This is a genomic window from Halobacillus sp. Marseille-P3879 (assembly GCF_900240285.1).
In the GTDB taxonomy this organism is placed as follows: Bacteria; Bacillota; Bacilli; order Bacillales; family Halobacillaceae; genus Halobacillus_A.
Genome location: NZ_OESS01000002.1, coordinates 162958 through 178733, shown reverse-complemented (window position 1 = coordinate 178733; position 15776 = coordinate 162958). Strand labels below are relative to the sequence as shown.

The 15776-nt window shown below is 40.4% G+C and carries 18 protein-coding genes and 1 other annotated feature; of the genes, 5 read left to right on the top strand and 13 right to left on the bottom strand.

Features of this window, described 5'->3' with window-relative positions; genetic code table 11:
* Window positions 1-12: 12 nt before the first annotated feature.
* The 3 genes from opp3C to C1A12_RS08640 all read right to left on the bottom strand — a co-directional run bounded on the left by opp3C (window position 13) and on the right by C1A12_RS08640 (window position 3934).
* Entirely contained in the window at window positions 13-1146 is a 1134-nt protein-coding gene (gene opp3C, locus C1A12_RS08650) for an oligopeptide ABC transporter permease (protein ID WP_101843480.1), read from the bottom strand.
* An 8-nt stretch (window positions 1147-1154) separates the two neighbouring features.
* Window positions 1155-2081, bottom strand: a complete 927-nt coding sequence (gene opp3b / locus C1A12_RS08645) for an oligopeptide ABC transporter permease (RefSeq protein WP_101843479.1) — start codon at window positions 2079-2081, stop codon at window positions 1155-1157.
* Window positions 2082-2242: 161 nt separating this feature from the next.
* Window positions 2243-3934, bottom strand: a complete 1692-nt coding sequence (locus C1A12_RS08640) for a peptide ABC transporter substrate-binding protein (RefSeq protein WP_101843478.1) — start codon at window positions 3932-3934, stop codon at window positions 2243-2245.
* 406 nt (window positions 3935-4340) lie between these two features.
* Between C1A12_RS08640 and C1A12_RS08635 the strand changes: the two genes are divergently transcribed.
* Window positions 4341-4712, top strand: coding sequence for a DUF3899 domain-containing protein (locus C1A12_RS08635; protein WP_101843477.1), 372 nt, complete (start codon window positions 4341-4343; stop codon window positions 4710-4712).
* A gap of 53 nt (window positions 4713-4765) precedes the next feature.
* Window positions 4766-4957, top strand: a binding site (T-box leader).
* A gap of 54 nt (window positions 4958-5011) precedes the next feature.
* Window positions 5012-6010: a tryptophan--tRNA ligase gene (gene trpS / locus C1A12_RS08630; protein WP_101843476.1), complete on the top strand. Its 999-nt coding sequence runs from the start codon at window positions 5012-5014 to the stop codon at window positions 6008-6010.
* 26 nt (window positions 6011-6036) lie between these two features.
* On the opposite strand, the gene C1A12_RS08625 is transcribed toward trpS, so the two are convergent.
* Together C1A12_RS08625 and C1A12_RS08620 are read right to left on the bottom strand one after the other, a co-directional pair.
* Window positions 6037-6798, bottom strand: coding sequence for a DUF3603 family protein (locus C1A12_RS08625; protein WP_101843475.1), 762 nt, complete (start codon window positions 6796-6798; stop codon window positions 6037-6039).
* 90 nt (window positions 6799-6888) lie between these two features.
* Complete coding sequence (locus tag C1A12_RS08620; RefSeq protein ID WP_101843474.1) at window positions 6889-7089, bottom strand: hypothetical protein; 201 nt, start codon at window positions 7087-7089, stop codon at window positions 6889-6891.
* A 137-nt stretch (window positions 7090-7226) separates the two neighbouring features.
* On the opposite strand from C1A12_RS08620, the gene C1A12_RS08615 reads away from it, so the two are divergent.
* Window positions 7227-8231, top strand: coding sequence for an LCP family protein (locus tag C1A12_RS08615; RefSeq protein WP_235001573.1), 1005 nt, complete (start codon window positions 7227-7229; stop codon window positions 8229-8231).
* A 374-nt stretch (window positions 8232-8605) separates the two neighbouring features.
* Here the strand turns inward: C1A12_RS08615 and fabF are convergent, their stop codons facing one another.
* The 3 genes from fabF to C1A12_RS08600 form a co-directional block, all read right to left on the bottom strand.
* Entirely contained in the window at window positions 8606-9847 is a 1242-nt protein-coding gene (gene fabF / locus C1A12_RS08610) for a beta-ketoacyl-ACP synthase II (RefSeq protein ID WP_101843473.1), read from the bottom strand.
* A gap of 18 nt (window positions 9848-9865) precedes the next feature.
* Window positions 9866-10798, bottom strand: coding sequence for a beta-ketoacyl-ACP synthase III (locus C1A12_RS08605; RefSeq protein WP_101843472.1), 933 nt, complete (start codon window positions 10796-10798; stop codon window positions 9866-9868).
* A 333-nt stretch (window positions 10799-11131) separates the two neighbouring features.
* Window positions 11132-11683 carry a hypothetical protein gene (locus C1A12_RS08600; RefSeq protein ID WP_101843471.1) on the bottom strand — a complete coding sequence of 184 codons (552 nt, stop codon included), beginning with the start codon at window positions 11681-11683 and terminating at the stop codon, window positions 11132-11134.
* 142 nt (window positions 11684-11825) lie between these two features.
* On the opposite strand from C1A12_RS08600, the gene C1A12_RS08595 reads away from it, so the two are divergent.
* Both C1A12_RS08595 and C1A12_RS08590 read left to right on the top strand, forming a co-directional pair.
* Window positions 11826-11999, top strand: a complete 174-nt coding sequence (locus tag C1A12_RS08595) for a DUF2929 family protein (RefSeq protein WP_101843470.1) — start codon at window positions 11826-11828, stop codon at window positions 11997-11999.
* A 163-nt stretch (window positions 12000-12162) separates the two neighbouring features.
* Window positions 12163-12972, top strand: a complete 810-nt coding sequence (locus tag C1A12_RS08590; protein WP_101843469.1) for an undecaprenyl-diphosphate phosphatase — start codon at window positions 12163-12165, stop codon at window positions 12970-12972.
* Window positions 12973-13285: 313 nt separating this feature from the next.
* On the opposite strand, the gene moaD is transcribed toward C1A12_RS08590, so the two are convergent.
* From moaD to C1A12_RS08565, 5 genes are all read right to left on the bottom strand, one after another.
* A complete protein-coding gene (gene moaD, locus C1A12_RS08585) occupies window positions 13286-13510 on the bottom strand; it encodes a molybdopterin converting factor subunit 1 (protein WP_306417010.1) in 225 nt (74 codons plus the stop codon).
* Between the two features lie 5 nt (window positions 13511-13515).
* Entirely contained in the window at window positions 13516-13983 is a 468-nt protein-coding gene (locus tag C1A12_RS08580) for a molybdenum cofactor biosynthesis protein MoaE (RefSeq protein WP_101843468.1), read from the bottom strand.
* Complete coding sequence (gene mobB, locus C1A12_RS08575) at window positions 13980-14495, bottom strand: molybdopterin-guanine dinucleotide biosynthesis protein B (protein WP_101843467.1); 516 nt, start codon at window positions 14493-14495, stop codon at window positions 13980-13982. Before mobB ends, C1A12_RS08580 begins: the two co-directional genes overlap by 4 nt.
* Window positions 14496-14558: 63 nt before the next feature.
* Window positions 14559-14870, bottom strand: a complete 312-nt coding sequence (locus tag C1A12_RS08570) for a metal-sulfur cluster assembly factor (protein ID WP_101843466.1) — start codon at window positions 14868-14870, stop codon at window positions 14559-14561.
* 71 nt (window positions 14871-14941) lie between these two features.
* Window positions 14942-15706 carry a prolyl oligopeptidase family serine peptidase gene (locus C1A12_RS08565; RefSeq protein WP_101843465.1) on the bottom strand — a complete coding sequence of 255 codons (765 nt, stop codon included), beginning with the start codon at window positions 15704-15706 and terminating at the stop codon, window positions 14942-14944.
* Between the last annotated feature and the right edge of the window lie 70 nt (window positions 15707-15776).

Here is a 15776-nt window from a genome sequence, read left to right as displayed (position 1 = left end):
TCCACCTGCCTCCTATTCGCGCATCTTAGGATCAAAAGCATCTCGTAAACCATCAGCAAGCATGTTAAACGCGATCATAATTAAGGAAATAATTACAGCCGGGAATAACAAAATATGTGGATAGATCTGCAGAGACTGGAATCCATCTTCCACCAACGTACCTAGTGAAGCTAATGGTGTAGGCAGCCCCAGACCTATAAAGCTCAGAAATGCTTCGAAGAAAATGGCTGACGGTATCGTAAACATCGTGTTTATAATAATTAATCCTAAAACGTTAGGGATTAAATGCTTCCTTAAGATTCTTCCGTCAGGTGCTCCCAATGTTCTTGAAGCCAGGACAAATTCCTGATTTTTTAACTTAAGAATCTGCCCCCTGACTATACGGGCCATTGATATCCACCCGGTTATCGTCAAAGCGATCGTGATGGAGAGAATCCCAGGATCGAGTATCAAAATCATCAAAATTACAATAACGAGGTTTGGTACACCAACGAGTATTTCAATAAAACGCTGCATATAGTTATCGACACGACCACCATAATAAGCTGAAATCCCGCCGTAAGCGACCCCGATAATCATGTCAATAGCCGCAGCTAAGAAGGCAATATATAACGAGATACGTGTACCTTCCCATGCTCTTGTCCATAAGTCTCGTCCCAGACCGTCTGTTCCAAACCAGAAGTTTTGGTCTTCCATATCCTTAGCCGCATATACATCATACACAGCTTCTACTTCGGCTGGCTCACCATTGGAACCATCGTTTAATACGGTCGTTTCAATATAGTCTTCATCGTTGTTAAAGCGCATCATCGCATTCGTTTCAGCCTGGTCAAGCGAAGCATGACTTTGAACCGTGCTTAATGTACCGTCCATTCCTAACCAGCCAAGCCCTTCCACTTTAGGTGGCATCTTAGCTCTTGAAAGATCCTGTTCAAACTGGTCGTATTCATTCATTGAAGGACCGAACGCAGCCATTGCAATTAAAACGATCAAGACAACTAAACCGATCATTGCCCCAGTGTTTTTACGAAGACGGATAAATGAATCCTTCCAGAAAGATAAGCTGGGCCGGCTTATTTTTTCGCTGTCATCATCTCTCGTATCTACGGGTACGAATAAATCCTTATTAGGTTTATGATTTTCCATAATAGGTACTACTCTCCTTCTGCAAGTCGAATTCTCGGATCGATGACTCCATAAAGCAAGTCAATAATCAGAACGATAAGGATGAAAAATATTGCGAAAAACAAAGTTGTGCCCATGATAATTGGGTAGTCGTTCGTATTGATTGATTTAACGAATTGTTCGCCAATCCCTGGTACAGCAAAAATGTTTTCAATTACGAGAGTACCTGTCATTAAACCAATGGCAAGTGGCCCGAGAACTGTGATTAAAGGAATTAATGCGTTCCGAACTCCATGCTTAAATACAACACCAAATTTGTTTACCCCTTTAGCACGAGCAGTTGTAATATAATCCGATCCCATCACTTCGAGCATCTCTGTTCGCATAAAACGGGCTGCTATGGCCAGCGGAAATATTGCTAAGGCAATCGTCGGCAATACTGTGTGCTGCCATGTTCCCCATAGAGCCACCGGAAACCATCCTAGCTTTACGCCAACGAAATACTGAAGAATCCCTGCAAATACAAAGGATGGAATAGACTGCCCTATTACCGCAGTGAAAGTAGATCCGTAGTCGAGCACTCCATTATGATAAATGGCTGAAACTAAACCTAGCAACATGCCTAAAATTGTACCGATCACCATTGCTTGAAAGCCTAACTGCAATGAAGGACCTATTCGATCTAATATAATCGTAGTCACTTCCCGATTATCAAATTGAAAAGAAACCCCCATATCTCCTTGCAGCAAATTGACCATGTAGTTGAAATATTGAACAGGAATGGGTTCGTCCAAGCCGTATTTAGCTAATACAATGGCCTGTTGTTCCTCTGATAACCTATCGGCCGAACTTAGCGGTGTTCCCGGTAGAAACTTCATTAAGAAGAACGTAAACGTAGCAATCAAAAACATTGTAATAACCATATATACTAAACGCTGTGTAATATAACGTCCCATGCCAACACCTCCTATTAAGATTAACCTTTGTCGAAACCCCTATAAATTAACTGAAATTTGTCTATTATCCGAAAATTCGCTTAACAGGGAAAAAGAGAGTATACGCCAACATATGGACATATACTCTCTTCCCTATAAGTTAGCCTGTGGTCGGGCTTGTATTATTCCTTACCTTCAATGTACGCATATTTGTAAGTGAAATCAGGGCCTGCCTGATTAAATGTTACATCTTTAAGGTATGGCTGCCATAGATAAGCACGTGAACGCTGGTAAAGTGGTGCTAGAACCGCATCTTCTTCAATAAGAAGTTTTTCAGCTTCTAGTAACGTTTCGAAACGTTCAACCGGCTCTTGAGCAAGCTCATTGTTAGCCTCTTCAATCATAGAATCATATTCTTCACTAGAATAACCTGTCTTATTGTTGCCGCCGTCCGTCACCCATAAATTTAAGAAGGTGTTTGGATCGACATAGTCAGGACCCCAGCCAGCGTTTTGAAGGTCGTAATCCATTTCTGTGTCACGATCTAAGCGCTCTTGGAAAGGTACTGCCTGTACATTAACAGTTAGACCTTCAAGTTGTTCAAGCTGGTCTTTGATGTAAGCATCCATATTCTTGGATAACTCAGTATCTCCGCCCAGGTATCCAATCTCTGCTTCTTCAATATCTAATTCTTCTTTGGCAGTTGCCCAAAGTTCTTGAGCTTCTTCTACGTTTGTTTCAAATAGATCTCCATTAACTTCACGGAAATCTTCTTCTGTTTCCGGATGGAAAACAAAGTTTTGCGGCATGTTACCCGCAGAAGCAAGAGAACCGTTATTAAGCAAAGTGTTAACCAATGAATCACGGTCGATTACTCTTTGGATTGCTTTACGAGCATTTTCGTTTGAAAGGATTTCATTTTCCTGATTCATCTTCAAGTAGAATAAGGTAGGCTCTTCAATCGTTGTAAAATCTTCAGCACTACGATATTCATCTACAAATTCAGCATCAAGGGCTACTCGGTCAACCTCGCCAGTTTGATATAAGTTAACTGCAGATGAGGTTTCTTTAACTACATCAACGTTAATCTGTTCAAGGTTAACTTGGTCTGCATCCCAGTAGTCTTCATTCTTTTCAAGCGTCCAGCCGCTGGCATCCCACTCAGTAATTACAAATGGGCCGTTCGCTATTAAACTTTCAGCCTCAAGAGCATAATCTTCTCCTTGCTCCTCAACAAATTCTTCATTTAACGGTAAGAAAGTACCGAAAGTCGTTAAAGACTCAAAATATGGAGTCGGTTTTTCAAGTGTTACTTCTAATGTATAGTCGTCAGCAGCCTCAACACCCAATTCTTCTACTGGGGCGTCTCCATCAGCGATTGCCTGGGCATTTTCAATTACGCCACCCATCATGTAAGGACCGTATTCAGATCCTGTATCCGGGTTTACAGCACGCTGCCACGCATAAACAAAGTCGTGAGCTGTCACCGGGGCACCATTTGACCAGGTAGCATCGTCACGTAAATTGAAAGTCCAAGTAAGACTGTCATCGCTTATTTCGTGATCAATAGCAATACCTTCTTCTGTTTCACCATCTTCACCTACACGGTACAGCCCGTCCATTGTAGAACCTAACCATTGGAATGCCACGGCATCAGTTGCCATAGATGCATCCATAGTCGGAATCTCGGATGGTTCGTATAAGTTAAGTACTTGCTCACTATCCATGCCGGATGATTCTTCTGTTTCTTCTCCATCGCCGCCTTCAGCGTCTCCCTCAGTCTCTCCGCCAGATTCGTCGCCGCCGGAACATGCTGCGAGGAACATGCTGAGCGCTAGCAATAGCACCAGCAAAAACCAATTTGCCTTTTTCATGTAGAAAATGACCTCCCCTAAAAAAATAAAAATTTTGACGTGGAACGTTGTCCACATATCGAATTATACAAGTTTTCTAACTATTTTGCATTCATTTTTTTCAATTTATTTGCTGAAAGCCTTTTATTATTACGTTTGAATGACATAAAACAGGTCTAATTACCTAGTTTGTTTTACATTTTTTAAAATAATATTTTGTTATTTATTCGTTATTATGTTTAATAATGTACCGTTTTTTTGAAACTTTTAACGTATACGATATCTTTTATAGAAAAGGTGAATAAGGCATGCAATATTCATTTTATGACGAATTTTCTGTTATTTACTTACGAAATAAAGGTGATTTATTCTTTATTGAAGTGATATAATAAATTCAGTTTTCGAATATAAAGGATGTGTCCAAGCGGTGGTGATCGTACGAAATAAATGGGGTTTATTTGGTATTAACCTGCTCCTGATAGGGTTATTGTTCATCTTGTTCGCCCCGGCCTATAATTTAATTACCTTTATTGACTTACTTTTTTATTTGAGTTTCTTTTATTTATTTGTCGGGCTTTTGTTATGGATTATTAAAGGTGGTTTTTTTGATGCTATTACCTACAGTTTCCGAAAAGTAACCAACCGGGTAGCGAAGAATAAAGATTACCTTGATGACTTTGAAGATAAACCTCTCCCTTCTCAAATGTTCAAAAAGAAGTTTGCTTATTTCTTTCTATTCCAGGGTGCGATATTACTTGCCGCGCTAATCGTGTTGCTGGTAGTTTACTATCAGGGATAATTAAACTTGCAATGCCGTCACGGATGATCTATAATTTGTTCAGAATGAATAGGCAATCTGCCGTGAAGAAGTTATTAGTAGCTCTGCTGACTACTTTCACAGAGAGGCTGTGGTTGGTGCAAACAGCTGAGATCAGTAAAGCGAATTGGGACTTTGAAGCAGATACGTGGATTCGGCGTTAACGAATATGAGCTGACTTTTTTAAAAAGTAATTAGGGTGGCACCGCGAACCAATCGTCCCTTCCGTCTTGGAAGGATGGTTGGTTTTTTTGTATACAATTTTAGAGGAGTGAAGACCTATGAAAACTATTTTTTCCGGTATACAGCCGAGCGGCACATTGACGCTTGGCAACTATTTAGGAGCTATGAAACATTTTGTCGATTTACAAGAAGAGTATAAATGTTACTTCTGTATTGTCGATGAACATGCTATTACTGTTCCGCAGGACAGGTTAAAACTTAGAGAAAACATTAAATCACTGGCCGCATTGTATTTAGCATCTGGAATAGACTCAAATCGTTCCACTTTGTTTATTCAATCAGAAGTTCCGGCACACACCCAGCTTGGGTGGATGCTTCAATGCGTCAGTTATATAGGCGAACTTGAGCGTATGACTCAATTTAAAGATAAATCTGCAGGTGGTAAAGAAGCAGTCAGTTCAGGGCTGCTTACTTACCCTCCTTTAATGGCTTCTGATATTCTTCTTTATCAGACAGATATTGTACCTGTAGGAGAGGATCAGAAACAGCATTTAGAGTTAACGAGGAACTTAGCACAACGTTTTAATAATAAATTCAACGATATCTTCACAGTTCCAGAAGTAAAAATTCCTAAAGAAGGGGCTCGGATTATGTCCCTTCAAGAACCGACTAAAAAAATGAGCAAGTCCGATGCGAACCAAAAAGCATTTATTTCCATGTTAGACGACGAGAAGCAGATTACGAAGAAAATCAAAAGTGCAGTAACTGACTCCGAGGGAATAGTTAAATACGATAAAGAGAACAAACCTGGTGTCTCCAACCTGCTTACGATTGAGTCTGTCTGCTCAGGACATTCCATTGCAGACCTGGAGAAAAAATATGAAGGTCAAGGTTACGGGTTTTTCAAAGCAGGGGTTGCTGAATCCGTTGTTAACGTCCTTCAGCCTATTCAGGAACGATACACAGAGCTTATCGAATCAAATGAATTGGATACTATATTAGATCAAGGGGCAGAAGACGCCTCCTTTACAGCTAATAAAATGCTCACTAAAGCTAAAAAAGCCATGGGGCTTGGCCGTGTGAAGAAAAAGAAATAAACTAAAGCCAGAATTGAGAGAATCGCTCAATTCTGGCTTTTTAAATGTTTACTCGTTTTCTGATGTTCTGACTGCCACATGGTTTCAAAGAAAGGCTGACCCTTTATTAATTTTCCGCACAGTTCCTCATGTTGGTTACTCCAGCCTTCAATTGTTCCATAATATAGGCGCTGCCAGGCAGCTTCAGCGGTAATCTCCTTTGTAAGTTCATATTGTGAAGGGTCCCACTCTGTCAGCCAATAGCCTACTTCTTCAGGGTAATCAGTATGTCTAAGCTGATCCAATGCCATCATTAACAGCTGCTTTAATTGTCTTTCTCTACGTGTTAAACCTGCCATTTTCTCTGGTGATAATGATAAGATGTGATATTCTTTAGGTGTCGGATGTTCCAGCTCGTAGCCAGAAGGCCGTTTTCCTTCCACCATGTCAAATACGAGTCGTTCCTGACGAGGAATTAACCTGCTTTTCTTAACTGGAAGCGAATATCCGAGGGTATCGAATACTAAAACACTCTTACCATCCGTCACAACTGCTGCGTAATCAATGGTCTTTCGTTCTTGGTTTTTCTTCATATAAGTTCGCTTATGAATATCATCCAGCAATGACTTCGGAAGTTCCTGCAAGTCGTTTTCAATGAATTCAAATAACTCTTCTTCAATGAGCAGCAACGGGATTTGATCGACCAACTCAATCCCATCTTCTTTGCGCCACTCATGGAAGTGACAAACGTTATACCCATTCTCTTCTCCTTCAAACCAATTCACCCACAGATCATGCATATATAACATAGCGCAACCTCTCTTTCATGCCGTGAACTCTTTAGGTTACATTATGACCAATGTTGGTTTTTTTATTCTTCTCAACCAACATTTAGTAAATTATTCTTTCATAAATATAAGGGCAAGCAAGCTGATGGCTAGTCCAATTGGGAATAAGTAACACTCTGGTCTTGACTGAATAAGTATAAGAAACTCAAGCCAGGAAAGCCCGGCAGGTACGAGGTTCAGGTATGTAATAGTAACTGTTCCGCCTGCCACTGAAAAACCAAAACCAACAAGCATAAGAACCCATTGCCACATGGCCTGTCCCCCTTTGTAATCTTTATTTATTTTATGAAATACACACGATACAAATGCACGCAATATACGACGTGTTCCTACATCTTCCTCTTTACTTACTAGTGATTTACAGGTAAATTTAAAGGAGGAGCTTTTTTATGGAAAGGAATGATGTTATGTCAGAACGACGCTCCTTGCGTACCCGCAGAAAGCGGAAGCGTAAAAAACGTTTTTTTATTGCTATTATATTTCTTATGTTAATAACTACACTCAGCTATACCGGGTATGAATATATGATGGGTAAACAAGAATCACAAGGGAGAGTTTCAGGAGACGATGGCAGCGACTATACGCTGGATGAGATCTCAAGCAAATATAAAGATGAGTTTAAAGGTGTCGATAATAACGATGGAAAAACCAATGTCCTGCTGTTAGGCGTGGATCAACGGAATGATGAAACACCAAGATCGGATACAATTATGGTCGCTCAGTATGATGAAGATGGAAATAAGGCTAAAGTAGCCTCCATCATGCGTGATATGTATGTAGATATCCCCGGCCACGGCTATAACAAAATAAACGCAGCTTTCGCCTTAGGCGGACCCGAATTGATGCGTCAGACCATCAAGGAGAACTTCGGAATTGATGTTGAATATTACTCAATTATTGATTTTGACGGGTTTACTCATATCGTGGATACACTTGCCCCAGATGGAGTGGAAGTCGATATTGAAAAAGATATGCAGTACAAAGCGGCCGATACAAATATTGATCTTAAAGAAGGCACCCATGATTTAAACGGTGAAGAATTATTGGGTTATGCCCGTTACCGGAGTGATTCTAAAGGTGACTTTGCCCGCGTTGAACGCCAGCAGGAAGTAATTAAGCTTTTAAAAGAAGAAGCTGTCTCTATTAATGGAGTCATGAAAGCTCCCCGTTTACTTGGAACCCTTCAGCCTTATATTGATACAAATGTGGGAAGCGGCAAGGTTCTTGGCTTAAGCAAAGATATGATCTTTAATCCTGTCAACGATATTGAAACCTTCAGCTTACCAACAGATGATAATGTTTGGAACGAGCGGGTAGAGTACCCGATTGGCTTGGTGTTAGCCCATGATGAACAACAAAGCGCTGAGGCCATACAGGAATTTTTAAAGGAATAAACACATAAGCACTCAAGGGAAATTACCCTTGAGTGCTTTTTTATTAAAAAAGTAAGGGTGAGGTAGAAGTTCAGCAGTGACAGTAAAAAACGAACATAAAAATTGAATCAAATAAACGCAGATCATGAACGTAATCAACGTGCATAAGACTCCTGTCCTGTAGGAACAGCTCGAGCCGAAGATCCATAGGAAAGCGCTCTTTGCTTTTTCGAGGAAGTTGATGCCCGTGTCCAGGGTAAAGCGAAGAGCTTTGACGGAGTGGTGGTCAAAACCCTTTCTTGGCAAATAAATAATCCGAACTGATTTCAACAAAATCGTTCGGATTATTTTATGCTTTATTCAGTTTTGACCCAACCTCATTGATCTACCATACTTCAACCGTTAAATTTTTGAAAAATTAACGAAACGTTATGTCCGCCAAAGCCTAATGAGTTACTCATCACGGTGTTAAGATCTTTATTTCTAGCTTCGTTCGGTACATAATCTAAATCGCATTCCGGATCTGGTGTTTCATAGTTTATAGTTGGCGGCAGAATACTTTCATTAATAGCTTTTAAGGATATGATTGCTTCAACTGCACCTGCAGCACCAAGTAAGTGACCCATCATGGATTTAGTTGAGGAAATTGGTAACTTATTCGCGTATTCTTTAAAGACATATTTAGCTGCTGTTGTCTCAAATTTATCATTTAAATCTGTGGAAGTTCCATGAGCATTTAAATAGTCAATGGACTCAGCAGAAATTCCTGCATCTTCTAATGCATGGTTCATTGCCCTCGTGGCGCCTTCTCCTTCTGGTGCAGGAGATGTAATGTGATAGGCATCTCCAGTAGATCCGTAGCCTGTAATTTCACCGTAAATCTTTGCCCCGCGCTTTTGTGCGGATTCAAGAGATTCAATTACTAAAATACCCGATCCTTCTCCCATCACAAAACCATCCCTGTTCTTATCAAATGGGCGGCTGGCTGTCTTCGGGTCTTCATTTAAAGAAAGCGCGCGGGCTGAAGCAAATCCTGCAAAGGACATTTTGTTCATCGGAGCCTCTGTTCCTCCTGTAATCATAACATCAGCATCTCCGCGTTGAATTACTTTAAAAGCATCTCCAATGGAATTCGCACCTGAAGCACAAGCTGTTACTGAACAGGAATTGATTCCCTTCGCTCCTAAAGCGATAGAAACTTGTCCTGCGGCCATATCAGGGATCATCATTGGAATAAAAAATGGGCTGACACGACGGTATCCTTTTTTCTGAAATGTCTCAAACTGAGATTCATACGTGTTCATTCCACCTATTCCTGAGCCGATCCATACACCTGTGCGGTGAGCATTGTCTTCGTTAATCTCAAGGCCGGCATCTTCAACCGCCATATGAGAAGCAACCATAGCGTATTGAACAAAGGGATCCATCCGACGAACTTCTTTGCGGTCAATATAATTGGATGGGTCGAAGTCTTTAAGTTCAGCTGCTACTTTCACAGGATAATCTTCCTTGTTTACTTTTGTAATTTCTCCTACGCCAGATTTTCCTTCTTTTATACTGTTCCACATTTCCTCTACAGAATTACCGACAGGAGTAACAGCCCCTACACCGGTAATTACGACACGTCGTTTTTCCATTACACTATTCCTCCTTGATTACTTACCCCATCTTAGTGCAACGGCTCCCCAGGTGAGACCGCCGCCGAATCCGACGAGTACAACAAGATCGTTATCTTTGATTTTACCTGCTTTCACGTCTTCTGACAAAGCAAGTGGAATCGATGCTGACGAGGTATTTCCATATTTATTAACTTTCACGGACATTTTCTCTACTGGTATCCCTAACCGCTCTCTCGCCGCTTCCATAATCCGGATGTTCGCCTGGTGCGGTACAAGGTAATCAACATCTTCCTCTTTTAGACCAATTTTCTTTACAACATTTACGGAGGATTCAGGCATCTGACGTACGGCAAATTTAAAAACTTCCCGCCCGTTCATAAATAAATAATCATCCTGGTACAAGTGAGGTCCTCCGCTTCCATCTGCCCCAAGCTCAAAGGATAAGATCCCTTTATCGTCGCTTACAGGGCCAATAACAGCTGCACCAGCAGCGTCCCCGAATAATACACACGTATTGCGATCTTCCCAATTTGTGATCTTAGAAAGCTTTTCAACACCAACCACAAGAATATTTTCATATGCACCTGTATCAATATACTGCTTTGCGGTAATTACTCCATACATGAAGCCTGCACAAGCAGCACTAATGTCCATAGCCGCTACTTTTCTTGCACCTAATTTATCCTGCAGCATTGTGGCTACTGAAGGAAATGGATGATCAGGAGTAACAGTTGCCACAAGGATTAAATCAATTTGTTCAGCAGACAGCTCAGCATCATCCAATGCATTTTGTGCTGCACGTAAAGCCATATCTGATGTATCCATATCATCGTCAGCGATACGCCGCTCTTCAATTCCTGTTCTTGTGCGAATCCATTCATCGCTTGTATCTACGATTTTTTCCATATCTTTGTTTGTCAATACTCTTTCGGGAGCGTAATGACCAACTCCGATGATTCCAGCGTTCATATATTCATCCCCTTAAAGGTAATTTTTTATCCCACATGAACGAGCAGGTTTATCCACGAATATCATAGCGGATTCCTGCCTCAATGTAAATCACCCTTATTATTTATACTAATTATTATGACTTGGTACTAATTTTAATTTATAATTCCCCGTTAGGCAAGTGCTTCACCATAAGAAAAACACGGGATCACCCGTGTCAGCCTGGAGAGCCCCTGGTTTTCCGCAATCATTTATTCAGCCAGGAGTGGGGCCCTTTGGTAGTCAGTGCATAATATTTTGCGAATCTGCATTCCACTTTCTCTTTTGTCATACGGGAAGTTAATCTCCAGTGTTTTAATTGTCTATCTCTTTATAATTTAATTCCTTATGCCGAGTGACCTCCCAAACCCTTTCCAATATTTCCTGAGGCTGAGTAGCCCTCGCTGTGTTGGAAAAGTTTATTTCCAGCAACGAAGAGACCTCTCCCTTTTCAAGATGATCAATTACAACTTCAAAAAAGTCGCCTACATATTTAGCTCTCTGTGCTAATATCCATAGTTTCAAATCATCTATTGTTTCTATATCTTGACTCTCCATTTTCATCCATTCTCCAAATAATGGAGGAACCGGCAGTGCCACGTCACTATTTCCATTTGTGCTAATAATAATTTCTCTTTGTGATATCTTAATCCAGGGCTCATTCTTTGAATGATGACTGTGATTATCACGCTCTTCTATCGTATTAAAATGTTGAAAATGACTATTCCTACCCACATACATGTACAACTTTTCTTTTAAAGGAGTATCGATTTCGTCCACGCCCACTACTTCATGGCCATTATAGAGGAGCTGCCTTGTACAGTGATAGCCCATCCAATGAAAACAATTAAATACTACAACAACCAAACAGAAGCCCCCTCTCTATTTACTACTATATAAATAATATTCGGACACGCATGAATTCATGCGGCTTAAAGCGATTCCATATTTATTTTTTAGAAGGGTTCTGGTAAAATGAACGAAGAATGTGTAAACGAGGTGAGTAGGTATGCGAATGATTTGGACCGTTTTATGGGCGTTTCTATTAAGTTTTATGATGGCATATGTTGTCAGTAATATGGCCGGGACAGAGTTTGCGTTCTCCCAGGTGATTATTATGACAATTTTATTCAGTCTTGCCGCAATCGTACTAGGCGAAGGTGTTATTAAAGAAGAAGCCTGATCCCTTTTAAAAACGTTGCTACCTTTTAGCAGCGTTTTTTTATTGGGTTTAATGCGTTTTCATTGCTCTTTTGTAATAAAAATTATAAGCGTTTCGTACATATAATGGAAAATAAATTCGAATGGTTTTATTTCGTTAGTTTAATCAAGGAGGACAAGTCTATATGGAACAAATATGGATGATCATAAAATACTTATTTTTAGGGATTTTTCAAGGTTTTACTGAACCAATTCCGATTTCATCAAGTGGGCATTTAGTTATTTTACAGGATCTAATGAACTTGAGGATTGAAGGTTTAGAATTTGAAGTCATGGTAAATTTCGGGTCATTGATTGCCGTATTAATCATTTACCGTAATGATATTGTACGACTATTTAGGAATAGTATCGGTTACCTGATTACGAAGGATACTCGGCAAAAAGATGACTTTGAGTTTATTATTTACTTAATTATTGCCACGCTTCCGGCGGGGGTTATCGGTATATTGTTCAAGGATTCGTTTGACGGGCTTAAAGGGCAAACCTATGTAGTAGGGATTACTCTTATTATTACTGGAATCGCTCTTTGGTCCATCCGGAACCTCCGCGGAAGAAAAGGTGATGGTATGCTGACCTGGAAGGATGCTTTAATTATTGGTTTTGCACAGGCTGTTGCATTAGTGCCGGGGATCAGCCGTTCTGGGGCAACCATTGTTGCGGCCATGCTGCTTGGTACTAAACAGGAAACGGCGCTTCGTTTCTCTTTTCTATTATTTATTCCTGTCAGCGCAGGTACCATGCTCCTATCAGTGGGCGACCTTCTTGAAGATGATTTAGCCACCTTATGGCCAAGTTATTTAGTGGCCTTTCTCGCCTCCATTGTGGCATCTTATTTTTCATTGAAGTGGTTCATGAACATTATGGCAGAAGGCAATTTGAAATACTTTGCTATTTACTGCTTTATCGTAGGTAGTCTTGTCTGGTACTTCTTATAAATACATCTAAGGACGTTTATCAAAAAAGGCTAAAGCATAAATCCAGCAATGACAGCAAAAAAATTGAATACTATAAACGCAGATTACTGAGCGTAGTCAAAATGCTTAATACCTGTGGGAACAGCGCGAGCCAAAAATCCCGCAGGAAAACGCTCTTTGTTTTTCTTAGGAAGCTGACGCCGTGACCGCAATAAAACGGAGTATTTTGACGGAGCGATGGTCAAAATCTTTCCCGGCACAAAAATAATCCGAACTGATTTCAACACAATCGTTCGGATTATTTTATGCTTTATCCAGATTTGACCTAACTTTTTTAACCTCCGCTTACAGGCGGGATAAGCGCAACTGTATCATTTTCTTGGATAATAATTGTATCGGGTGCGAATTCTTCGTTAACCGCACACATCGCATCATGCACTTTGCTCAATTGATACTTTTGTTCCACCCAATTCTTTACTTCCACCACTGTTTTACCTGATAAATCAGCCTCTACAGCCTCACGTCCGACTTTTTCCTGCAATCCGGCAAAAAATAGTATTTTATTTATGATAAGTCCTCCTTTTCTGGTTCTCCTGTGCTGTAAGCTTTCGTTTCTTGCTGATTGCCTATCCACTCCTCCCCATCTTCCCAGTGCTCTTTTTTCCAAATTGGAACGATTTCCTTAATTCTTTCAATGGCATAACGACTCGCTTCGTAAGAGTCAGCCCGGTGAGGTGTTGAGACTGCAATTACAACGGCGATGTCTTCAATTTCCAAACGCCCTACTCTATGCACAATCGCTGTTCTTGCTTCAGGCCAGCGGACAGAAATCTCTTCACCAATTTGCGCCAGTTTAGATTCAGCCATTGATTTATACGCTTGATATTCAAGATAAAGAGTACGCTTTCCATTGGTCAGTTCGCGGACTGTTCCGATGAACGTGTTTATTGCCCCTGCTTCAGGCCGTGAGACTAGCTCGACTGTTTTCTCTATTGAGATGTGATTTTCTGTAATATAGAAATGTCTGCTCATACTTCCTTCCCCCCTTTTATACAGCTGTAAATATCTCCTATCGAGTTCTGCCATGACTTTATATGATAAACAGGTAACTCCGTTTCTAATGGTATATTAGCATCCCACACAAATATAAGTTTGATATTAGACAGGTTGAGCAGATTTAGATCAGCTTCGTCCTTTAAAATTACAGCTTTAGGGTATTTTTCCGTCTTAAAACCTTCAATTAAAATAAGATCAGGCTCTAAAAATAAATGCCAATCAATTAACTGAGACAGTGAAAGCTCTATATTTAAATGCATTTGGGTCTGAGAAGCCCCAGTAACACACGCTGCAAAGGCACCGTTTTGATACAGCTTAACACTATCTGCATCATTAGCTTTCTGCGAGAGAGGTTCGATATGTCCATGATGTTTAAGATAAATCACTCGTTCTTCCAGTATACTACTTGAATATTGAACAAGCTTCTTTAATAGCGTCGTTTTTCCACTGTTTTTATAGCCGACAACCTGAAAAATCCGTGGTGCCAATGCACTTCACCCCTCCCTCCTATAAAACAAAAACCCCTGCCAAATAAGGAGGGGTCACGTTCATCAATCTGGAATTCCAAGGGCAATTTTTGCATATCGGCTCATGCGGTCTTTCGTCCAAGGTGGATTCCATACGATATTTACGGTCACTTCATTTACCTCGGGAAGATCAGCAAGAACGCGTTTTACATCCTGCTCGATGTGACCTGCTAAAGGACAACCCATAGCCGTCAATGTCATTGTTACTGTAGTATTGCCATTTTCATCCATATCAGCTCCGTATACGAGACCTAAATTGACGATATCAATACCAAGTTCAGGGTCAATAACATTTTCAAGGGCGCCCATAACATTTTCTTCAAGTGCTGCATCCATAAAAGTACCCCCTTCTCGTTAATTCATGTTCTATTATAAACAAAATTTCGAGTAGATTAAAACACTAACACTTACAAAACAATTTCAAGCCAGTTAACCATTTCTAATACAGCGAAGCGGCTGACTTTATGATCGACTCCTACTTCACGGAGAAACCTGATATTCTCAGGGTTTTTATATTCTTCTACAATTTCGTTATAAAAATCATAAGAGTGTTCAAAAGGTACAACTGGATCAGCATCTCCATGCCAGAAAAAGATCGGTCTTTCATTTAATTTATTTTTGTTCGCTGATAAATCAATACTGTGCAGGGAACTATATAATACATTAAGCTCTGTTTCGCTAATCGGCAGTTGAATCCCGGTCAATTCTACATCCTTAATCAGTTTTTTTGCGAAGTCGACTGGTTTAGGGGATCCCATCATAACTGCAGATGCCTGGATCCACGGATACATCGTAAGTGCAGCGCTGGTTGTTACTCCCCCCATCGATGTTCCGCCGACACCAAAACGTCGATTTAAAATAAGCTCGCGTTGATCAAGACCGTCCTTTAAATCCTGAAGGTCCTTTAAGTTTTGGTAGACGATATCCCAAAACTTAAAACTGAGTTCTTCCTTAGATAAATCATCTGTACGCTCCCCATGATATAAGCTATCCGGCAGAACGATACGATACCCTTTTTGAGCAAGTAAAAATGCTTGTGGCAGGTTGTGCTCTTTTGCTGAAGTAAACCCATGAAAGTATGTAAAAACAGGAAGCGGCTGGTCATATTTTTCTGCGTCTACAATTACTAACACGGGGATGTTTTTTATGGTTTCCCGATAAATGCCTATCATGAGTTTGTGTTCCTTTCTTACAATCTTTACATGTACTTTGTCGAAATTTACATGTTCTTTTGTATAATTA